Origin of the sequence: Dielma fastidiosa (assembly GCF_003475485.1) — a bacterium.
GTDB classification, from domain to species: Bacteria; Bacillota_I; Bacilli_A; order Erysipelotrichales; family Erysipelotrichaceae; genus Dielma; species Dielma fastidiosa.
The window spans coordinates 193,183-216,530 of the sequence record NZ_QRQL01000005.1 but is presented as its reverse complement, the minus strand read 5'-3'; the positions used below and the strand labels follow the sequence as shown (position 1 = coordinate 216,530).

19 protein-coding genes are annotated in these 23,348 nt (G+C 37.8%); 4 read left to right on the top strand and 15 right to left on the bottom strand.

From position 1 onward, the window contains the following. The first annotated feature begins 84 nt into the window (after nt 1-84). Nucleotides 85-975: a LysR family transcriptional regulator gene (locus DWZ33_RS12200; protein WP_022938264.1), complete on the top strand. Its 891-nt coding sequence runs from the start codon at nt 85-87 to the stop codon at nt 973-975. Nucleotides 976-992: 17 nt separating this feature from the next. Here the strand turns inward: DWZ33_RS12200 and DWZ33_RS12195 are convergent, their stop codons facing one another. The 13 genes from DWZ33_RS12195 to DWZ33_RS12135 all read right to left on the bottom strand — a co-directional run bounded on the left by DWZ33_RS12195 (nt 993) and on the right by DWZ33_RS12135 (nt 16,847). After that, nucleotides 993-1,445: a DUF1307 domain-containing protein gene (locus DWZ33_RS12195; RefSeq protein ID WP_022938265.1), complete on the bottom strand. Its 453-nt coding sequence runs from the start codon at nt 1,443-1,445 to the stop codon at nt 993-995. Nucleotides 1,446-1,464: 19 nt separating this feature from the next. Continuing rightward, entirely contained in the window at nt 1,465-2,424 is a 960-nt protein-coding gene (locus DWZ33_RS12190) for a glycosyltransferase family 2 protein (protein WP_118455001.1), read from the bottom strand. Further along, entirely contained in the window at nt 2,414-3,757 is a 1,344-nt protein-coding gene (locus tag DWZ33_RS12185; protein WP_118455000.1) for an O-antigen ligase family protein, read from the bottom strand. Before DWZ33_RS12185 ends, DWZ33_RS12190 begins: the two co-directional genes overlap by 11 nt. A gap of 86 nt (nt 3,758-3,843) precedes the next feature. Further along, entirely contained in the window at nt 3,844-6,549 is a 2,706-nt protein-coding gene (locus tag DWZ33_RS12180; protein ID WP_118454999.1) for a hypothetical protein, read from the bottom strand. A gap of 202 nt (nt 6,550-6,751) precedes the next feature. Continuing rightward, complete coding sequence (locus DWZ33_RS12175) at nt 6,752-7,924, bottom strand: sugar transferase (protein ID WP_118454998.1); 1,173 nt, start codon at nt 7,922-7,924, stop codon at nt 6,752-6,754. After that, nucleotides 7,921-9,324 (bottom strand): hypothetical protein, encoded by a 1,404-nt coding sequence (locus DWZ33_RS12170; RefSeq protein ID WP_118454997.1) that lies wholly within the window; start codon nt 9,322-9,324, stop codon nt 7,921-7,923. The genes DWZ33_RS12175 and DWZ33_RS12170 overlap by 4 nt, the downstream gene beginning before the upstream one ends. 1 nt (nt 9,325) lies before the next feature. Further along, entirely contained in the window at nt 9,326-9,856 is a 531-nt protein-coding gene (locus DWZ33_RS12165; RefSeq protein WP_118454996.1) for a hypothetical protein, read from the bottom strand. After that, nucleotides 9,807-11,498 (bottom strand): hypothetical protein, encoded by a 1,692-nt coding sequence (locus tag DWZ33_RS12160; RefSeq protein WP_118454995.1) that lies wholly within the window; start codon nt 11,496-11,498, stop codon nt 9,807-9,809. The genes DWZ33_RS12165 and DWZ33_RS12160 overlap by 50 nt, the downstream gene beginning before the upstream one ends. Nucleotides 11,499-11,503: 5 nt before the next feature. Continuing rightward, entirely contained in the window at nt 11,504-12,103 is a 600-nt protein-coding gene (locus DWZ33_RS12155) for a DivIVA domain-containing protein (protein WP_022938275.1), read from the bottom strand. A 489-nt stretch (nt 12,104-12,592) separates the two neighbouring features. Further along, the gene (locus tag DWZ33_RS12150; RefSeq protein ID WP_118454994.1) at nt 12,593-13,132 is read right to left on the bottom strand and encodes a DUF1307 domain-containing protein; all 540 of its coding nucleotides are present in this window, start codon (nt 13,130-13,132) and stop codon (nt 12,593-12,595) included. A gap of 149 nt (nt 13,133-13,281) precedes the next feature. Continuing rightward, entirely contained in the window at nt 13,282-13,926 is a 645-nt protein-coding gene (locus DWZ33_RS18305; RefSeq protein WP_118454993.1) for a carboxymuconolactone decarboxylase family protein, read from the bottom strand. Nucleotides 13,927-13,934: 8 nt separating this feature from the next. Then, nucleotides 13,935-14,942 carry an aldo/keto reductase gene (locus DWZ33_RS12140; RefSeq protein ID WP_118454992.1) on the bottom strand — a complete coding sequence of 336 codons (1,008 nt, stop codon included), beginning with the start codon at nt 14,940-14,942 and terminating at the stop codon, nt 13,935-13,937. 45 nt (nt 14,943-14,987) lie between these two features. After that, nucleotides 14,988-16,847: a beta-glucoside-specific PTS transporter subunit IIABC gene (locus DWZ33_RS12135; protein WP_118454991.1), complete on the bottom strand. Its 1,860-nt coding sequence runs from the start codon at nt 16,845-16,847 to the stop codon at nt 14,988-14,990. Nucleotides 16,848-17,119: 272 nt separating this feature from the next. On the opposite strand from DWZ33_RS12135, the gene DWZ33_RS12130 reads away from it, so the two are divergent. The 3 genes from DWZ33_RS12130 to DWZ33_RS12120 all read left to right on the top strand — a co-directional run bounded on the left by DWZ33_RS12130 (nt 17,120) and on the right by DWZ33_RS12120 (nt 21,628). Next, nucleotides 17,120-18,610 (top strand): glycoside hydrolase family 1 protein, encoded by a 1,491-nt coding sequence (locus tag DWZ33_RS12130; protein WP_118454990.1) that lies wholly within the window; start codon nt 17,120-17,122, stop codon nt 18,608-18,610. A gap of 56 nt (nt 18,611-18,666) precedes the next feature. Further along, entirely contained in the window at nt 18,667-20,067 is a 1,401-nt protein-coding gene (locus tag DWZ33_RS12125; protein ID WP_118454989.1) for a glycoside hydrolase family 1 protein, read from the top strand. A gap of 214 nt (nt 20,068-20,281) precedes the next feature. After that, nucleotides 20,282-21,628 carry an MATE family efflux transporter gene (locus DWZ33_RS12120; RefSeq protein WP_118454988.1) on the top strand — a complete coding sequence of 449 codons (1,347 nt, stop codon included), beginning with the start codon at nt 20,282-20,284 and terminating at the stop codon, nt 21,626-21,628. A gap of 26 nt (nt 21,629-21,654) precedes the next feature. Here DWZ33_RS12120 and DWZ33_RS12115 read toward each other — a convergent pair whose 3' ends face one another. Beyond that, on the bottom strand, nt 21,655-22,374 hold the full coding sequence (locus DWZ33_RS12115; protein WP_220452432.1) for a MurR/RpiR family transcriptional regulator: 720 nt from the start codon (nt 22,372-22,374) through the stop codon (nt 21,655-21,657). 438 nt (nt 22,375-22,812) lie between these two features. Next, a complete protein-coding gene (locus tag DWZ33_RS12110; protein WP_118454987.1) occupies nt 22,813-23,268 on the bottom strand; it encodes a DUF1307 domain-containing protein in 456 nt (151 codons plus the stop codon). Nucleotides 23,269-23,348 lie beyond the last annotated feature (80 nt).

The following is a 23,348-nucleotide window of genomic DNA, read 5'->3' as shown; positions in this document are numbered from 1 at the left end:
ATTATATGTCCCAAAAGTGATAAAATCTAATTATAATATTTATTAGGCTTATCAAAAATATTTATATTGAAAGAAGGCGCATCTATGATTGATCCTAAAGTAATGACACTGCTGGCATTAGCTGAAAATTGCAGCTATACCAAAACCGCTAAAAAAATGGCACTCACTCAGCCAGCGGTAACCCATCAAATTAAGCTGCTGGAAGAAGACTATAAAATAAAATTATTCCGCCGCGATAAGAAAAAACTGGTCCTTACGCCGGAAGGTGAGGTTCTGGTTAAATATGCCCGGCGAATGAGCGCGCTGAACGACAACTGCCGGCAGGCAATTGAAGATACCCGGATGTCAGTACACAGCCTAAATATCGGTATGACACCGACTGCTGAAGAAACCATCGTACCTCATGTTGTTGCCCGCTACTGTAATATGCACAATGATATTCACTTCAATGTAACTACAGATGCTATAAATAATATTTATGATAAGTTAAAAAATTATGAATTAGATTTAGCTATTGTGGAGGGAAATCTTTTCAATCCTAAATTTACCTCGGTACTTTTAGATACCGATTACCTGTGCGTAGCTGTTTCAAAGGAGCATCCAATCGCAAAAAGTAAACGAAAAAGCATCTCTTTACAGGAATTAAAGAAAGAAAATTTTATTTTGCGTTCACGCAGTGCAGGTACCCGGCAGCTTTTTGAGAACCAGTTAGTCTCTCACTATGAGCATATTAAAAATTTTAATATCATATTGGAGCTGGACAATGTCACGACGATTAAAGAACTCGTTGCCTCTAATTTTGGTATTACGATTATTGCTCACAGCGCTTGTACCCGTGAAATAGCTAAAGGAACATTGGTAACACTGCAGATTGAAAACATGAATCTGACCCGTGAAATCAATATGGTATATCATAAGGATTTCAAACATCTGGATATGCTTGATGATCTTAAAAATCTCTATGAATCAAAATAAAAGAGCGCGAGCTCTTTTTATTCATTTTCTGTGCATTCAAGACCCATTTCACGATTCATGGCTAAAGTTTCCTTGATGCCGATTTGGGTTGTTGTTTCATCAGCATTGCGGACAATGCCGATAGCAGACAGTTCTTCAATCGATGCCGCTGTAAAATCAATATATAATGTCTCAATAAAGAATTGATCATCAATCTCATAGCTATATTCTATTCCCTTAACAGTGCGATAAATAGCTGCCGCTACTTCTGCCGTAGCCGTTAATTCATCAGCGCTTACCGCACTCATATCCAACTGGACAACATTCACATTCTTCTGCGTTTTCACATAATTATCATCATGTTCAAAAATAGTTGTGACCGCCGCGCCGCCGGCATTCATCGTACAGACGCTTTCCTGAAGCTCATTGACCGACGCTGACTGACAGCCGCAAAGCAGTAAAATCATTAACCCTATACTAATTTTCTTCATCGCGTATCTCCTCTGATGCTTATACTTTTTTGCTTAATAAATATCGATTTAATAATCGGCAGGCACGCTCATAACCAAGCAACGCAACCAACCGCCGGCAGCATTTTGCCTTTTTATCTGACGCATAATTTAATATATCTTTTGCGCTGGCAGTCTGTTTTTGACCTTCATCACTCAGATAAGGAACAAACTCCAACAATGAGGCATATTGAAAAGCAAGAAATGCATCCACAGCTTTTTCACTCCCTACTTCATGATCATGAATACAGCGCAGCACTACTGTCTTAAAATCATCAGCGATGCGTTCATAGCGTTGAGTAATTGTATTGCTGTGCTGACGGTAGCAATGCAAAACATGCGGGCATAATGCGATTTGGGGATTTAAACGCATCAGCTTCACATTCCACTCAATATCCTCACAATAAGTATTCGCTTCAAACCATAATTCACCATCAATCAATAAACTTCTTTTCAACACCCGGTTCCATGCACAGCCAAGTGGATAATTGTATCGAATCATTTCATTAAACAGCTGATTTTGAGGGGTGTCAGCATTAAGCAGACGCTTTAATACATGCGGTGTCCGATTGAACCAATGGCTGATATCCTTCTTTGATTCAAAGAAAATCACATCCTTTTGATCCTTCAAATACTTGTTCAGACAGCTGAATACCTGCTCATCCGCCAGCCAGTCATCACTGTCTAAAAATAAGATATACGATCCTCTTGATGCTTTTAAGCCATTGTTGCGCGCCACTGACAAGCCTTGATTCTTTTGATGAAGCACATGTACAAATGGAGAATCTGATGCATATTGATCACAGAGCAGTGAGCTGCCATCCGTTGATCCGTCATCCACAAGTATAACCTCATAATCAAAACAAGCTTGCTGATGCAGTACACTTTGCATACATGCCGGCAGATACTGCTTGGTATTATAAACCGGAATGATAATACTCAGTAAAGGTTCAGTCCGCATAGTTTCTCATTTTTGACTCATTCAATTGCTGTCCCGTGCCCAAACCAAGCAGTATCCATAAAAGATGCGCACTCAGCATATAGCTGATTCCGAAGAAAGCCTGAACTAAATAGCCGCAAACGGCAAAAAGACAAGCGGCGCTAACCCAGGTTGCCTGTTTGCTAATAAAGCGCTGAAGAATGTTTTTCAAACAAGTGCCATAGATACTCAAAAGACACAGCAGCATCGGCAGACCCATGGTTAAAAGAACTTCAAGATATTCGTTGTGCGCCTTATCATAATACTGAGCATTATTTAATGGATAAACAGAATGATAAAGCAATCCAAATGTATCAGGGCCGCTGCCTAACAGCCATGTTTGTGGAATAAAATTTAATGCGTTCTTCCACACCAGATAGCGGCCTGAGCCAGATTTTTCACTGATTGTCTCGCCCAAAAGCGGCCCCAAACCATCCTGAAGCTGCTGTATAAAACGCTGCATCAACGGGTGATTTGTCACAAGCATAATAAGCAGTACAAGAAGTATGGCAGCCGTTCCTAAAATCGTCAGCTGACCTGAATCCATGCACCAATGGGGACGCCGCTTCCATTCCTTAAGCATGACTGTTATCATCAGTAAAAAAACAACACATAATCCCAAAAGGCCGCCCATTGCTTTCGTCATTAAAACAATAGTTATGGAAAACATAAGACTGCCTAAGAAAAACAATTCTTGCCGCCAGTTTTGAGCCATTATAAAGCCAGCCGCGCCGATACCGCTCAGCATTACCATATTAGCTGCCAGAAAATTGGCATTGCCGCATAAACCGGGCACCAATTTTACCTCACGGTACAGCTCACTGTAATATGTCAGTCTTGGCATGATTTCAAAATATTGAATGATTGTATAGATACCGTTGATTAAACCAGCTCCCAGCATCGCATACAACACCCAGCGGCGATGCTTTTCCTCACAAAGACTTAAACTGCTAAGCAATAGTGTAAAGTAACAGCACCATGTTGTGAACCCTTCATAACGGCTTGGTTTACCTTGAAAAGAAAAGCTTTGATTCAATGAATTCAGTGCTGACAGAAAGATCAAACTAATCCCAATCAGCAAAAGTATCAATAATAGCTTTTGCTTAAACCGCATAACCCCCTGGGTCAGTTTAATCAATGTAATAAAAAGCAAGGCAGCGCTGAATAAATCAAGTACAACTGGAAAATATTCACCGCGCATTAAGATCTGCCGGAATATAACGCTGATGGGCATCATAAAGATTAATGCAATCAGCAAATAAGTGCCGCCCAGCTCACAAAATCGATAGATAAGGTTTCGGTCTTTTTCTTTCACAATAGCCTCCTGCTTTCATCAAAACGCCTGAAAACTTCAGACGCTTTGATGAAAAGGCAAATTTTCTTGCCTTTTCAATTAATTGCTTATTCTATAATCATTACAGTATCTGCAGCGCCGTGGTATGTATTTCCGTTATAGATTACACTGCCATTGCTGCCAGCATTAAGCTGTAATGTTCCACTGCCGGTAAATGTACCTTCAATGGTTAATACAGCACCGTTATTCAGCTGTAATACATTTGCATCATTCAGCACATCAGCCGTCACAGTTTCTGAACTGTTGATTGGATAGACTTCTGACAAGTCGGCAGCTTTCAGATAGTCAGCAACTGAGCCAAGATAAACAAGCTTCACATTATCTCCCTGTAAACCTGTTGTGCTGAGATCAGCGATTGCATTGCCTGTGCTGTCTTTCCATACTAAACCATTAGCTTTTAATGTTTCAGCACCGCTGATCAGCATCTTCGTGCTGTCCAAAACAGTACCTGCACTGCCTATAACTCTGAATTCAGGATGCAGCGTTAATTTACCTAATGTATTTTCATTGCTGACAGTTATTGTATTGCCATTTGCATTCAATTCACCAAATAAGGTCATGGTCATATTATCAGCGACAGTTATTGTTTTATTAGCTATCAATTTCACATCGCCAACCTCAACATCACTATCAACCGCATATGTTGTACTAGTATCATCATTCAAATATGCTGTCAGCTTAGTACTGTCAGTGCTGGCAGTCTGTGAAGTTACAGTTACAGTGATTGAACCAATCTGAGCATTGCTTAAATTGCCATTTGGTGCGCCGCCCATAACCAGATAGAAATTCTGGCTGTCACTGCCGCCGCCGGCACTTGATAAGGCCAGATAAGTGCCTGCCGCGTAAGATGCTTTGCCAGCGTAATCTTTTTCATTACTTCCGGTCTTATCAGCACCCGCTTCCTTATAGAATGCACCTGAATAATTCTTATCCAGCTGTAAATTCAGCTTTGCATTTACCGATGCATTTGATTTATTAATAACATTAATCAGATTGTTTGTATTATCATTACCATTCCAGCCTAATTCATTGCCTTGTGATGGGACTGTTTCACCTTTTTCAGCATCATAGCTGCCGCGGTCATAAACAAACTCCATATCACCCCAGTTGAGCTCAACCTTATAGCTGATATCACCGGCAGTTGTCAAATAGATAGGAATCTCAATGCTGTTGGTAGCCGCACCATCTGAGAAACGTTTCCAAGCCGAAGCGACTACGCCGCCTACTGATGAAGTAAAGGTTTCTGTTTTGGCAACAACTGGTTCTGCTGGAGTAGAGAATAATTTAGCCTTTGAGCCTGGCTCTGCTGTATAATTCACACTCATTGTCTCTAAAGGATTGGCGAGTCCGCTCAGATCCTTACCCCGCAGTGAACCGGCAGCTCCTGTATAGCTTTCATCCGCACCTACTTGGATGTTATAAGTTGTTGAATCAACAGTGATCGAATTATATCCAGAACCTGAAATAGCGCTGACTAGAGATAATTCATAGTTAGTTAATAAGCCTTTTAATGAACCGGAATATCCGTGAGTATCATTCAGCAAATCTAATTTAAATAACTGCTGAGCATTCTTATATGCTTCTAATCCATCATAAACAGGATAGCTTGATGTATCGACATCGGCATAATACAAGTTATAGGCTCCCCTTACACTTGAATTTTTTATTGATGATGTAGTCAGACCATCTAATTTGCTTTGATTCGGAATTGGCTCACCTGTAATCCCAGCTATCCCGCTGATTAATGCATATCGGCGCATAACGCCATCATTAAGTTTGACAGACGGAGTGCTCTGAAGTCCAGCGTATCGGTGACCGCTATCCGATGCCAATAACAAATCAACATTGATATTCATTGCTGCATTACTAATGGTTCCGCGATTGATTGCGGTCAGACCATAATAGAAAGGCATACTTGATAAAATTGTCACATTTCCATCTGCACTGACATTTGAAACAGTGCCATGATTTTCCATTATCAAGCCAAAACCCGTCGCACTGCCTCTGTAGTAGTCGGTTAAGTAAGACTCCATTGGTATTAAATTTGTGCTTACGAATTTATCAATAATCTGTACATTAATATCCCTGAATGTAACATTCTTAAATTCACCATCATTATTCAACATAAAATAATTCTCACCTAAGAAATATCCGCCCACATTCTTAGATGCGTTATAGCCACTTAAGTTTGAAATACCCCAGTCATCAGTACCATCTTTATCACCGCTATATGTACGCTGAATAGTTAAGTTGCTGATTATTTTATCATTACCATTAAAATTTCCTTTAAAGTCTACAATATTACTGCCTGTCGAAGGGGCATAAAAATAATCAGAAGTTTGAGGACTTGAACCGGGAAAAGTTGCTGTATATGTCGCTTGAGTAGTACCACTATATATAGCTATACCACCTATACCAACCCACTGCTTGCCAGCTAAATCAATATCGTTCATTAATTTGATTGTCGCATCTCCAACTTCAGCAGTACCATAATTTACACCATCCACAGTTACTCCACCGGTCATTAAATATGACACGAAGCCTAATCCGGTAGCTGTCATAACCTGAATTTCAGATACCACATGACTACTGCTGTCTTCTACAAATCGGTAATCTTTTCCCTTTTCCGCTGACTTACCCGCCTCAAACCAAGTTTCAGCCGTTGCGGCTGCCTGTACCTGTGTTGGGAAAACAGCTAATATCATTGCTAATGCAATAAAAAACGCGCCAAGTTTTTCTATTAACTTTTTCATTTAATTCTCCTTTCAATCTCGCTTTTTTCTAATTCCATACTGTAATGCTTAATTTTTATCGTTTCGCCCCCTCCTTTGCTTTTCCGTCAAAAAGCCTGAAATTCAGACTTTTAAACAGAAAAGCAAAAATTTACTCACTGCGATGCTTCTCAAAAATTACCATAACGGTTTTCATTAAGATCAACAGATCCAGCATCAGCGTCTATTTCTGGATATAATACAAATCAAAAGCAAGCTTACTTTCAATATCACTGCTGTACCTTCCCATTACCTGCGCATAGCCTGTCAGTCCCGCTTTCACACTTGTACGATATGAAAATTCTGGTAATCGCTTGATAATCTCATCGGCTAATTCCGGACGTTCTGGACGCGGCCCAACTAAACTCATCTCACCTTTTAACACATTCATCAGCTGCGGCAATTCATCGATTCTTAGTCTCCGCAAAATTCTGCCCACCTTGGTGACACGCTGATCCTCAGCATCACTTATTCGCGCGATGCCGTCGGCCTCTGCATTAACCCTCATACTGCGCAGTTTAATTACCTCAAAGCAGTGATTTCCCTGCCCATAGCGGCGCTGACGGTAAAAGATCGGCCCGCCGTCCTCAAGATGGATGCACAATGCCGCGATTCCCATCAATGGCGAAGTAATAATCAGAAGCAGCATGGAGATAACAATATCCATCACACGTTTAGAGAGCAAAACCTTCCTTTTTTGCTGATGACTCATTAATAAATCACTGACAACTACCGTATCGCCGCTCAGCAGCACATCTTTGATTTCACAGCGTTCATACCATTCCCTGCCTAGTTCAAAACAAAGCTGATTTAATCGATAACGTTCTGCCGTACTGATTTTTTCAACAAGCAGTCCATCTACAGCTTTCAGCCTTTCCGCGTCAACTGCTTCTGATGACAGTTTATCTACAATCTTAAAACGATCTGCACGTGCTCTAAACTCATAAAGCGCTAACCCAGACTCACCAACATGAATCAATGTTTTACAGCCATGCCGATTTTGATAATAATGATCCACCGCTTTGCTCCAGACCAGTGCCCATATCAGCTGCGCACCGATTAAAAGCAGCAGCGGCAGCAGATTCATAAAACGATAGGCAATCAATGATATTTCTAAATAAAGCACCGGCGCACTGATTAAGCTGCTTAAGCTATGTATAAATAAGATTTCATCACGGCTTTTCTCCGCTATCTGATAACCGCCATTGATTATCTTAAAGACTTCAAGTTCAAGCAGTGCCAGCATGATGATTACCACATTACCCCAAAAGTAATAATAAATGGTTTCACCATAACCAAATTCCCAAAATATCGTGATAAAGATCAGCTGTGCCAATAAGTCAATCCAACCGCTCATCGAATCTCAATGCCTACCGGCAGCTGGCTGTTCAGCAATGCCTTTTCCTGACTTTCACTGTCATAAAACACTAATTCAATAATTCCCTTATAAGTACCCGGCGGCAAATCGGTGCCGTCCTGTAAAGCATTCAGCGTCAATGTCTCAAGTCTTGAACCAGCCGGTACCCGTCCGGAAACAGCTAAATCCTGACGGTATGTTTCAGGATCATATTCCCCTAATACTTCAAGGCGTTTTTGATCAAGAAAGGTTCGATGATTGACACCTAGCTTATCAATCAGCTCCTGATCACTGATTGTCAGCTTCACAACAATATCTTGGGTAGAATTACCGGGATTGTAGAAAGCCAGCTCGCCGATCCCGTCGGTAAAGACAATCAGCCGATTAAATTCAAATGCCGCTGTATTACCATTCTGGGGCTTAAGGCCATCATGAATTGCCTGTACATTTCCATCAACCGGAACCGATGGATAAGGGATACCCAGCTTCAGCAGCAACAGCAGCAGCGGGATAAGAAACAGCAGCAAAAACCATGGCCTTTTATGTTCATGAATCAATCCCACCGCATAATTTTTAATCAGAATCCCATCACGGTTCTTCCCAACCAGTCCGCCGGCGTACTTTTTAGCTTCAATGCGGATGGCACTGCCGCAGCAGCTGATGATGCCGCCTTCCATCATCCCAGCGATGCCGCCGCTGTATTCGGCCCCCTGTATCATACCGTCAACAGTGAGATTAACGATCTTCGCATCCTTAAGACAGCCAAATAAACCGCCGTATTTTCGTTTCCCTTTGATTTTAAAATTGGTAATGCTGTGATTGCTGCCATCAAATATACCCTTGAAAGGAAGCGCGTCATCTTCCCCAATCGGTATGAGTTTCTTGCCTTGAAAATCAAGATCAGCGGTAAGCCGGCAGGCCGCATATTGATATTGGCGGTTGCCCCGATTCACCCCATCCGCAAAGGCTGTAAAACCTTCAATGCTGTCAATTTCAATCCATTCATCAGCATCGCCGCTTTCAATGTGAAATGCATCTTCCTTGAATCGACGCGGCACTTCATCACGGTTCCATGTCCGCTCATAGTCCCAGGGCAGGTTTTGAATTGATTCAGAATCTAAAGCCAGCTCACTGTCCGCAAATTCCTTTTTCTTTTTTTTACGGTCATCAATATAGAAGATATGTTCCATGATGCCTTCATTTTTAGCTGCAAAGCCGGCCATGATTTTTCCCCGCTTTGAATCTGTTTGACACCAGCTGTTATAAATCTCACCATAGTTACAGCCAATAAAACCGCCGCTGCTTTGTCCGCCGCTAAGCTTCACCATGGCATAGCAATCTTTAATATAACTGTTGCTGAGACCAGCCAGACCACCCATAAGACATATCTTTTTCTTCATCTTATTCCTCCAATGCATCAATCCAAGATGTTTTCACACGCAGCACGCCGGCAGAATAATGGGTGCCCTGTTCATAAGCCAAAACCTCGACGCGAAACTGTTTTTCAAGTGCTTTGACCTTAATTCCAGCCAGCATCTCTCCCGGTGAAAGCAAGCCGCTTTTAGCTTTTATTTGACCCTCTGGATCAAGAATCACTAACTGAATATCAACCTTACTTTCTGGCTGATTCATTAAATAAATCATCAATTCATCCTGTTCATATACCGGGGAAATACAAAAGCCTGTCACATAGTCTTCATTTACTTCATAGATTTGATAATGCATGCGCTCATCAAGCATGGATGGATCAATCAATGCCTGTGCTTTGGACTCATGGCGCGGCAGCAGGAAGCCATCCCATCGATATACCGCCAGCAGCATCATGAGCAGAAGCAGCAAGCAGCTTACCGCAATCTGAAAGCGGCGCTTTTTATACTGCGCATTACTGCGGCTGCTCGTCAGCTGTTTCATTTGTGTCATTGGCTTTGACATCCGCTTCTTCCTTTCGATAAATCAGCTTGACAGCCGGTGTGCCAGCCGTGGTTTCTTCACCCTGCAAATCAATAAACCGATAAGCATTCAAGTCCTGATGACTGCCTGCCATCAGTGAACTATCTTCATCACATTCCGCCAAAACATCACCATCCAACGCATCAACCGCCTGAAACTGATCAAAGCATAACGTACCGCCGCCGCTGACACGATAAATATTTCCATTCATTTCATGCTCGCCGCTTAAAATCAAAGTCTCTCCTTTTTCAATCGTAAGATCAAATGCTTCAGCTGGTTCGTTTAAATTCTGCGGCTCATTTTCCATCGATGTCACAGTTAAGCTTAAAGAACCGATTTGTTTCTGTTGCTTATACTGATCAAGATCCGGACTTCCTGAAAGTACAACATAGAGGTCAAGCTGAGTCGGAAGATTGCTGATGGCCGCGATCAGTTCTTCCTCATATGCCGCTAATTCACACATATCATAATCATATTCATCACTGCCATCACTTTTACTGCCGGCAGTTTTATAAACATCACCCTTAATATTTCCATCATCAAGCTGCAGCTCATGGGTGATCATAACCGGAAATAATGAATAATTATTAACCCGGATATGATTGTTTAAATTATCGTTGCCCTGCCATGACATACGATCACCATCATAGCTGTAACTCAAATCGCCCCATTCTATCTGCACCTGATATTTGTCTGATTCCGCATAAAGGAAGGGACTGGCCGGCAGATAATAATACAGAATTTGCTGATTTAAAAATTCAGCGTGCTGGTCAATATTGGCAAATTCAATCCACGCTGTCTGCGGCAGCTTATTCCCCTCCCGTGTTATTAAGGTCAGCACATCGCCCGTATTCGTCATGAATCGTGAATTCTGTGCATTCATTTCAGCATCACCAATCAAATCAATCATTGTATAAGCCTGCTCATCCGCACTTTGAGAATAAATCTGAATACCGGCTTCTGATCCGGCAAAAAAGGCATAAGAGCTGACTGCAAGAAAGGGTGCAGACATTGAAGAGGCAGCTTTAACGCTTAACATGCCCGCATGTTCACTCTCACTGATTAGCTGAAACGATGAACAGTGCAGCGGTGTAAAGTTACTATTCTCATCAATGACGATTGTCAGCTGATGGCCATTAAGATCGATACTTAAAAATTCAGTGTCAGCATTTGGCAGATCAGCGGCATTTACTAAGACATCACTCAGCAGTGTCAAGCGAATGTCTTTTTCCTGTATCAGACATTCCCGAAAGCCTAAAGCGTCCTCGACCTCACACACCCCGTTTGTATCGGGCAATGATGGTTCTGCATTGGTATCTGAAGGCTCAGCAGGCAGCGGATCTTTTTCAATAATATCTGATGAACTGTCACTGTCACTTGCGGTATCATCTGGCAGAATATCTCCTGCTGTTGATTCATTCAAATCTTCACCTTGACCCGACTCTTGATAATCGCTGTCCTCATCGGCTGATTCATGATCAGCACTCTCCCCCTCATCTTCAAGAACCTCATTGCCTGTATCCTTCCATTCTTCAATTTCTAAGAAAGAATGCATTGGCACTGAAGAAAGCAGGCAGAAGATAAGTAATACAAGCTTCCCCTTTCCAATAATGGCAGCAAACATGCTGATTAACTCCTGCGCTGTGCATTGATGCTTTTAATTAAATCGTCAACATTCGTCTCTGACTGCTTTGAAACAGGGATTTCATTACAGACGGTTTGCATTGGTAGATCCTCTGCATCAATGATTGTTTCCTGTATCGGGGTTTGTTCCTTAATGGCGGCTTCTTTCTTGATTGTCTGCGGATATAGCTGTTTCACTTTTTCAACAGCGGCATTGATACTGCTTTCTAAAGGAATCTCCCGCAGTATTTTGGTTGAATAAAGCATATACATTTCTTGTGAATTCTCTATGGTTTTACGCATCTTTTCAGCCGTATGCAAAAGATCGATAAAATTAGTACGCATTTCCTGAATTAAGTCTGCCTTTACCTGTTCCGCTTCAGCCCGTATCATTTTGCTGTCAGCCTCTGCCTTAGCAAGAATCTCAGCCGCCCGCTGCTCTGCTTCATGGATAATCTGATCACTGCGGTTTTGTGCATTCAGCATTAAACGGCTGATTGCCAGATGTTCATTTTGATATTGGGTGTCCAGCTCATTGAGATATTGATCTACCTCAGTTTTTGAATAACCATTGAATACTGTTTTAAATTTCACTGTTTTATCCATTGTTCACCCCTCTGCAATCTAAAAAGATTGATTTTTCTATAAAAAAGCAGGAATGATGAAACTTGGGAAAAACATCATTCCTGTATCGGCGGAAGCTATATTTTCCTGCTTCCATAATTGTAAACATCCCAGTTTTTCATATATTGTCTTAAAAGGTATACTTTATAAGACAGATAAAAACAGGCTTAATAAATGACTGAATAAACAAAATTCGGTCATAAAATGAATAAAATCGTAATAAATTATTTACAAATAATGTAAAAAAGATTACAATTACAGTGTCTCATAAAGTATACTTTTTGACACGGTTAATCTTATCGTGATTTTTATCATACAAGAAACGATCGTTCATAAGCAATTTACAACAAATCGGGTTGGCCGTCACAAGCCTTAAAAGCAACACAAAAAAGGAAGCATTAATTCAGATTGCAAAGGATTGCAATGAATTAAGACTTCCTTTTCTTAATTTATTTATTATGCTAGTTTTAGTTATTCAGCGTCTTTACATTCAATACCGTTTTGGTTGTTTAATTCAAGTGTTTCTTTGATTCCGATATAATCTGCTTCACCTGCTTCTACAATACCCGCAGATTGTAAATCAGTAATTGATGCAGCTGTGAAATCAATCGTTGTTGTTTCTACAAATGTATCATCATCTTTGAATTCATAGCTATACGTTACACCTTCAATAGCGCTGTATGTTTCATTGGCATTCGCTGCCGCTTCTTCGATTTGTTCCTTATTCAATCCTGCTTTTGATAATACAATCGTATTTGTATTTACTTGTCTCAGAACCTTGACACCATCATGCTCAAAAGTTGTCTCTACGCTGACACCCTCTTGATTTAAAGCGCAGACGGTCTTTTTAACCGCCTCTTGTTCAGGCTTTGTATCCGGCGTTGTTGACGGCTCATTGGTTGGCTGTTCAGGTTCATTGACCGGTTCTTCTGGTTTATTTGTCGGCGTTGGAGCTGACGTACATCCCACAAGACATAATGCTGTCAAACAGCTTAATAATAGTTTTTTCATTTTCTTCTCCTCTTATTTTGTTAATTATTTATCATTATATCATAGATCTTATTGATACCGAGAATAATAATTGCACTTGATTCATTTGTATTCTGAATATATACTAAAAAACTAATTTCCTAATTGGATATTAGAAAATTAGTTCTAATTTATTTTAGAGTGATTTCATTTATGCAAGAAATTGCATTTAACGTTTTGGGAAATCCAATATATGGAAGACAAACTGTAATAGCATCTATAAGATCGTCACGCGTATTACCCACATTTAAATTACCTTTAACATGTGACTTTAATTGGTTTTCACATCCCCCTAAAGAACTTAAAATGCAAAATGTTAATAATTCTCTTTCTTTTAAATTGAGTCCTTCCCGAGTATAAAAATCTCCAAAACAATATGAACATAAATAATGTTGAATATGTTTTAAATCTTCAAGTGCATTATCTATATTTTTATTTGTTGCTTCAAAACCAAAAATTTCACATCTTTTTTCTTTTCCTTCTTTGAAACGTTGTTCAATTGACTTTTTTGTACATTCATCTTCAAAATCAAATAGTTTCATCGCCTTTCTTACTTTTATACTACCAATATAGGGCGTACATTGCAGTAATGCTTCCTTGACTCTTTTTCTATCTCCTATAATTAGTGACTTAGTTAATTCTAGAATTTCATCTTCTGCTTCTAATACACAGAAACACACTGTACGAATAATTACTTTCATATCTTCAGACAATTTTCCATGTAAATTAACTTCTTGATCAACAAAATTATTTATTATATTATTAAATTCTTCCATAAATACACCTATTTTTTTAAAAAACCTTTCTGTCTTGCAGCATATCTCTCTCCTACATTAGGATACTTGTCAAGAATTGCATTAATATCTTTTAAATGTCTTTCACTCAAATGTATATCTATAGATTTAACATTTTCTTCTAAGTAAATCCTTCTTTTTGTCCCCGGAATTGGAATAATATTATCCTGTTGAGCCAAAACCCATGCAATAGCCAATTGTGAAACTGTTGCATTAAAGTTTTCCTTTGCATATAAATCTAATTCATTAGCTAAATTTTCATTATTGATACGATGCTCTCCATTATATCTTGGAATATTATATCGAAAATCCGTAGGTTGTAGGTGTTGCATATGCTTTTTATTTGTGATTAATCCTCTACCAAGTGGAGCAAATGGCACAAAGACAGCATTGATTTCTTTTGTTCTTTGCAAAATTCCATTTTTTTCTACTGTTCTCTCCACTAATGAGTATTCACTTTGTACTGCAGAAATAGGATGAATTTTATGCGCACGATTTAAATCATCTAAGGTACATTCGCTTATACCAAGATATTTGACTTTCCCTTGCTCTACAAATTTAGCCATAGCCTCGATTGAGTCTTCAACGGGGACATTAGGATCTACTCGATGTAAATACAATAAGTCAATACATTCTACACCTAGTCTATCAAGACAAGCACTCACTGCCTTCTTTATATGTTCTGGCCTACCATCAAGATAATTTCCCTGACGAGCAACACCATCATCTGTATCATTGCCAGAACGAAAACCCACTTTCGTTGCAATAAATACTCGATTACGATTTTCTGTTAATACTTTTGAAATTAATTTTTCATTATCACCATTACCATATATATCAGATGTATCCCAAAAATCAATTCCTAATTCTAAAGATCTTTGTAAAGTTTTAATGCTTTCTTCATCATTTCTTTCTCCATATGAAGCACTCATCCCCATACAGCCAAGTCCTATAGCAGATACCATGATTCCAGTATTAGCGAATTCCCTTTTTTCCATCATTTCACCTCTTTCATCTGCATAAATTCATTAAAGTAAAACATCTTATGCCTCTACAAAAAGTAATGGATCATTTAACGAAACTGATTTGCTGTTGATTACTTTAACTAGATGGTAGTCATTACTATTGGTAATAACAATAGGAATTTGTGTACAAAAGTTTTCTTTTTTCAATTGTTCTAAATCAAATGTAATTAATATTTGGCCCGCTTTTACTTCATCCCCCTGTTTTACATGTGCTTCAAAATATTTTCCGTTTAATTCTACCGTGTTTAAGCCAACATGAATTAACACTTCAACACCTTCTTCTGAAATAATGCCAATAGCATGCTTGGTTGGAAATAATGAAACTACTTTCCCATCAAATGGTGCTACTACGGTTCCTTCCAGCGGTTCTATAGCAATTCCTTTTCCTAATGCTCCTGATGAAAACGCTTCATCTTTCACTTCATTCAATGGAATAATGTTTCCAACAGCCGGCGTTACAATTTGTTTATTAACTCTTGAATCATTCACTGTTACGTCAATGGGTGAATGACTTTTTTTTTCATATTTTTTTGCAAGAACAAACGTACAGATAGCAGCCACCACAATTGTAATAATCAATGCAATAAGAATGTTGTAGAAATTGCCCATACTATCTCCACCAATATACATAACAACTGCTGGAAGCCCGCTTGATCCAGTTGCAAATCGGTGAGTATGTGTTAAACCAGCATATAATCCACCACAAGCACTACCTATTAACCCTGCAATCAAAGGATATTTTTTAGGAACATTAATACCATATAATGCCGGTTCAGTAACTCCCATTAAACCTGTTACCCCAGCAGAAGTCCCAATCTGACGTACACTATTATCTTTTGATAATATTCCAGCGACTAAAGCAGCTGTTCCTTGCGCAACATTCGCACAAACAACTGCCGGTCCAAAAATCGCATCATATCCCATTTGTGCCATTTGCATTGTACCTAAAGGAGCTAATCCATGATGTAATCCAAAAATAACCAATAATGGATATACACCGGCCAGCAGCATCGCCTCTAACCAGCCAACATTTTCACTTAACCATGTGAAAATGAATGTAAAGACAGTCCCGACATAATCACCTAATGGACCAATAATGGATAAGGCTAATATACTCATGACTAAGAACAAAATCATTGGTGCAAAGACTAAGCGAATAGAATTAGGAATAATTTTATTTAGAAATTTTTCAACAGGTGCCTGAACCAAAATCACCAATACGATTGGAATACATGATCCTGTATATTTCACTAAATATAGCGGGATAAGTCCAAAGATAGTGACTGCTTCTTTAGCTGCAACTAATCCTGACCAAGTAGCATGGCACATGACACCAGCTGTAACGACTGCTAAAATAGGATTGCATTTTAATTTCTGTGCTGTTGTGTAAGCTAATAACATTGGCATAAATGCAAATGTCGCGTCACCAATCATATTGATAATGATATATGTTTGAGAAGCCTTATCTACTAAATTGAAAGCAATCAATAAGGCAAGTAAGGCTTTGATCATTCCAGCGCCTGCTAATGCCGGCACAATTGGTGAGAAGATACCAGAAATGAAATCAGCCACAATATCTAACACTTTTCTTTTATTAACAGTTGTTACAGTGTTTACTGTATCATTGTTATCAATATATTTAATAACTTCTTCATATACTTCTGCCACATGCATACCAATGACAATTTGGAACATGCCGCCATTTAATAAAACCTTTGATACACCTTCAAGTTTTTCAATCGCTTCTTTATTTGCTTTTGAATCATTTACTAATCTAAAACGAAGTCTTGTTTGACAGTGATGTAATGAATCAATATTTTCATTACCACCAACAAGTTTAACAATTTCTTGAGCTAATGCGTTATATTTCTTACTCATTCAATTTTCCTCCTGAATTAATTTAATAATCTGTTCTTTACGGCCAATAAAGATATCGAATCAACTTCCCCTGATTGGTTTGCTTGATTACGAACACAGATTATCATTTTAATTTTTGCCTTTCAAGCGGTTTCCATGTTTTTTTCAAAGATAAAACAGTGTTTCACAAAAACGCTTTCATTTACTGTTTTTCATGAAATATCACGAAATGCACAAATTAAAATCTTTATTATACTGTTTTTGTAAGCTAATATCCTAAGGAGGAAATAATAATGGAAAGCAAATTCCCAAAAGAATTTTTATGGGGTGGTGCTACTGCCGCCAATCAAATTGAAGGTGCCTGGAATATTGATGGCAAAGGACTATCCACTGCTGATGTTCATAAGTTTAAAGACATTACTGATAAATCACAGTTGAATAAAGTACATGAAAATTGTGATGTAACAGATGAGCAAATTCAGGAAGCATTAAATACCGATGATACAGAGTATTACCCAAAAAGACATGGCATTGATTATTACCATAAATATAAAGATGATATTGCAATGTTTGCCGAAATGGGTTTTAAAATTTATCGATTCTCTATTGCTTGGAGCCGTATCTATCCTAATGGTGATGACAAGCAGCCAAACGAAAAAGGATTACAATTTTATGAAGATGTTATTCATGAATGCATAAAGCATAATATTGAACCATTAATCACATTATCACACTATGAACCTCCTTTGACATTCTGTACAAAATATAATGGATGGTATAGTCGTGAATCGATTGAATTTTTTAGCACATATGTAAAAACTTTAATTGATCGTTTTAAAGGGAAAGTAAAATACTGGGTTACATTTAATGAAATTGATAGTATTATTCGTCATCCTTTCATGACCGGCGGATTAATTGAATCTCGATTCAAACCAGAAGACTTTGAAGAAGTGATGTATCAAGCTATGCATCATCAATTCGTTGCTAGTGCAAAAGCTATCGAGATTATTCACCAAGAAGATCCTAAAGCAAAAGTAGGTTGTATGATTACTAAATTAACTTATTATCCATTCTCATGCAAACCATGTGATGTTTTAGAAACTCAGAAACGAATGAGAAAAGTATATTGTTTCTCAGACACTCAGGTTTTTGGTGAATATCCAAAATATTTATTAAAAGCATACGAAAACAAGGGTTTCCATATCAAAATGACTGATGAAGATCTAGCTATCATGAAAAAAAACCCTGTTGATTTTGTATCCTTCTCTTACTACCAAACTTCATGTGTCGCTGCCAATCCTAACGGTTTAGAAACAACTGCCGGCAACACAACAATTGGTATTAAAAATCCTCATTTGAAGACTAGTGAATGGGGATGGCAAATTGATCCAACCGGTTTAAGAATTGCTTTAGTGGATTTATATGATCGATACCGCAAACCATTATTCATTGCTGAAAATGGGTTAGGTGCTATTGATACAGTTGAAGCTGATGGGAGTATTCAAGATGATTACCGTATTGAATATATGAAGCAGCACTTAAAAGCCGTCGGTCAAGCAATTCATGAAGATGGTGTTGAAGTAATGGGTTATACAGTTTGGGGACCTATTGATTTACTTTCAAATTCATTATCACAAATTTCTAAGCGCTACGGCATGATTTACGTAGATTTAGATGACCATGGTCATGGCACTTATACTCGTAAAAAGAAGAAATCATTTGATTGGTATAAAAAAGTGATTGAAACTAATGGCGCTTCTTTATTTGATGAAGAAGAGCGATAGTTTCACTGTGACAAAAATTCTGAAGAGTTCATTTATTGAAAGTGAAGGTATCAAATATGTTCTATAAAAACTGTAAACCATTTCCGAACAATTTTCTATGGGGAGCCTCTACGTCTGCTTATCAAGTAGAAGGTGCCTATGATGAAGATGGAAAAGGATTTTCTATTCAAGATCTTCATCATCCTAAAGACATCGCAGATTTTAAAGTAGCCAGCGATCATTATCATCACATGAAAGAAGATGTTAAGCTAATGGCTGAATTAGGTCTGAGAGCATATCGGTTTTCTATTTCTTGGGTTCGTATTCTGCCTAAAGGTGAAGGGGAGGTTAATGAAAAAGGAATTGCATTTTACAATGAATTAATTGATGAATTAATTGCTCATGGCATTGAGCCTATTGTAACAATGTATCATTTTGATTTGCCGCTGGCTTTACATGAAAAAGGGGGATGGAATAATCGGGATACCATTAAAGCTTTTGAAGTTTACGCAGAGATTCTGTTTAAAGCCTATGGTGACCGTGTAAAATATTGGCTAACTATCAATGAGCAGAACGTCATGATTAATCATCCTAATGCGATGAATCCAGGTAAAAACCCTTCAAAAAAGGAGCTATATCAACAGTGTCATAACATGTTTGTTGCATCCGCAAAAGCCATTAAGCTATGTCATCAACTTGTACCTAATGGTAAAATTGGTCCTGCACCTAATATCACTGCAATCTATCCTGAAAAATGCAATCCTGCCGATGTAATTGCTTCCGATAACTGGGAAAGTCTTCGTTGCTGGTTATATTTAGATATGGCTGTATATGGTCGATATCATTCATTGGTTTGGTCATATTTAGAAGAAAAAGGATATACTCCTAAAATTGAAGAAGGAGAAATGGAAATTTTAGCTGAAGCAAAACCGGACTTCTTAGGAGTTAATTATTATGCAACGGCAACTGTAGCTGCTGCTAAAAATGATGGTAACGACTGTCAGCCGCGTAATGGTGATCAACAAGTGATGATAGGTGAAGAAGGCGTATATCGTGCCGCTCAAAATGATTATTTAGAAATTACTGAATTTGGCTGGATGATAGATTCTATCGGCCTAAGAGTTACATTACGCAGAATTTACGATCGTTACCATCTGCCCATTCTTATAACAGAGAACGGATTAGGAGCTAAGGATGAATTGACCAGTAATGGTGCCATTCATGATGAATATCGTATTGATTATTTAACGCGACATTTCCATCAAGCACAATTAGCAATCACAGATGGTGTCGATTTAATTGGCTACTGTCCTTGGTCATTTATTGATTTAGTTAGCACTCATCAAGGTTATAGAAAACGATACGGCTTTGTGTATGTTGAGCGGGATGAAAAAGACTTAAAACGACTAAAACGTATAAAAAAAGATTCATTTTACTGGTATCAAAACATTATTAAGCAAAATGGTATAGAAGAATAGTGAAATCAAAAGAACTGGCAAGTGAATACATAGTATTTTCCAGTTCTTTTCTACTATCTTTGATTTAATTTCAGTAAAGTGAAATCGTATGCTTGAAAAGCATATTGAGTGATACGCAATAAGCATTTTACATGATGTAATATATTTTATATAATTGCAAGCAAATCCAAGCAACGATGGAATAATGATAATAAAATAGAAAAGGAATGATAATATGGAACATACTTTAAATAGAAGATTTACAAACAGACAATTAAGTATCATGATTATACCATTATTTCTTGAACAGCTACTCGTTATGTTAGTTGGTTTAGCAGATACTTTTGTCATAAGTTTTGTTGGCGAAGCTGCTGTTTCAGGCGTATCTTTGGTAAATTCATTTAATACCATCTTTATTTTTTTGTTCACCGCTCTTGCCTCAGGCGGGGCAATAGTCGTAAGTCAATACATAGGAAAAAAATGGTTAAATGAAGCCAATGAAGCTATTAGCCAATTATTAATGATATCCATTGTTTTCTCTTTAGCAATATCTATTCTCATTTTACCTTTTGGTAAGCCATTGTTGAATTTGATTTTTGGAAGTGTTGAACCTGATGTAATGCAAGCATGTATCACCTACCTAAAAATATCTGTTTATTCATATCCGGCTTTAGCTATATATAATGCTGGAGCCTCTTTATATCGTAGTATTGGAAAAACCAACACAACTATGATTATTTCAATCATTTCAAATATCATCAACGTTATTGGGAACTTAATTGGTGTCTTTATCTTAAATGCTGGAGTAGCCGGTGTCGCTTATCCTTCACTAATTGCCCGTGTATTTTCTGCACTTGTTATTACCATTTTATGCTTTAAAGAACATGATGGAGTCCGTTACATCATGAAATATATTTGCAAATGGAACCAAACCATGTTAAATAGAATGCTGCGAATTGCAATTCCCAATGGGATTGAAAGTGGAATCTTCCAATTTGTGAAAGTAGCCCTAAGCAGTGTCGTGGCATTGTTTGGCACTTATCAAATTGCTGCTAATGGGATTGCTCAAAGCATTTGGAGTGTCGCCTCATTAGTCAGTGTTACAATGGGACCTATATTCATTACCGTCATTGGTCAATGCATGGGACTAAGGGATATTGAGCAGGCAAAATATTATTTCAAGAAATTAACATGGATTGCCATCACTTTCTCATTTGCATGGAATGCGCTTATCTTTATCACTACACCTTTTATTGTCAATGTATTCTCAGTAAGTAAAGAAGCCAAACATTTAATTATTTGGCTTGTTCTCATTCATAATTTATTTAATGCCTTCGCATTTCCATTGGCTGATCCTTTTGGTAAAGGATTGCGTGCAGCTGGTGATGTTAAATATACAACCGTTGTTTCACTTATCACAACGATTGGTGTAAGATTAGTTTTTTCCATTTTATTTAGTATTGTTTTTCAGTGGGGTGTTATCGGCATTGCCTGTGCAATGTGTTTCGACTGGAGTGTACGTGCCCTTTTGTTTTATAAACGTTACCAATCAGAAAAATGGCAATATTTCAATGTCATTTAAATCAATTATAAACTTTCAAAATTCCTTTATTTATTCTCTTGCTCATCATAATACTGAATTTCTTCTTTCATTTCATTTATAGATGCTCTTCTATTTTTTTCCAGTGCAATAGAATTATTAATTTTGTGATTATAATTTTGCATGTAATTTTGAGAAAAACAATATGCAAATAAAATATTCAAAATAAAATTAATAGATTCTTCTGTAGCAAACCCAGATATTTTAGTGAATAATCGTTCATGAGTTGATATCGTTAAAACACAGCGGATATTTTCACGAATATAATTATTGCCGCCGCTGGTGATTCCTACCAATTTTACATTGTTTTCTTTTAATGCTTTGATGTATCTCATAGGTTCACGATTCTCATTATTTCCAGAATAAGAAATTAAAACAGCACAGTCTTTTTCAGTCAAAGAGTTCGCAATCATCCCTGATTCACCCATATTCGCAATATAGACTAAATGTCCTATGGATTCCATTTTACGCTTAAACAATTCCCCTAAAATATTATTAGGACTTATACCAAAAACAACTATATGCCTAGAAGAAAGCAACATATGACCCGCCTCTTCAACTGTAGCACTTTCCATTAATTCTGCTGTATCTTTTAGACTTTCAATTTGCAAATGACATATTTTATGAATTATTTCATCTGCATTATCTACTTGTAAAAAGGGCATGTTAGGGTCTATTTCAGAAAAATGGGTTTCTTGATAATGGCATTCACTTAAAAAATCTTTCATTAATTCAGTCCAACCGGTGAAACCTAGATTCTGAGAAAATCTTACAAGGGTAGGCTTAGAGGTGAATGTTAAATCAGCAATTTGTTGCATGGAGTAGTTTTTAACATGGCTGCGTTCATTAATAGAAATTCTGCAATATTTTTTCGAGCATCTGTATATTGTATAGATAACTCTTCAATTTTTTGAAATATATACATTCAAACACCTACTTTCACATCTTCGTAGTGTATATTATAACATGGAAATACTATTCCCTATATTATAAAAAAGCGAATTTGAAAAGCTTTTACGCCTTCTTCAAATTCGCTTTTTCTCATTTTTAGGGATGAATTTTTCATTTTTCGTTAGTAATTTTTCTGATTTTTTTGAATGTCACCCTAAACTATCTGAATACCTTTTGCTTATCCTAACTTGCAAGATTTATTTCTCACGTTTTGTTTATTCAGCGTCTTTACATTCAATACCGTTTTGGTTGTTTAATTCAAGTGTTTCTTTGATTCCAATATAATCTGCTTCACCAGCTTCTACAATACCCGCTGATTGTAAATCAGCAATTGATGCAGCTGTGAAATCAATTGTTGTTGTTTCTACAAATGTATCATCATCTTTGAATTCATAGGTATAAGTCATGCCTTCAATAGCGCCGTATGCTTCATTAGCAGTCTTCGCTGCGGCTTCAATCATTTCCTTTGTCATGCCTGATTCTGAAATCGTAATTGTATTGGTATTGGTTTGCTTCATTACTTTAGTACCGTCATGTTCAAAAACAGTATTTACAATAACACCAGAATCTTCCAACGTACATACGGTTTTCTTTAATTCCTCTTCCTTTGGTGTAGATGAACATCCCACTAAGCATAATGCCGCTAAGCAGCTCAATAATAGTTTCTTCATTTCTTTCTCCTTTTAGATCTCATTCTGTGATTCCTCATTATTATACCATATTCTTATTCACGTGTTTTCCGAATTTTGCC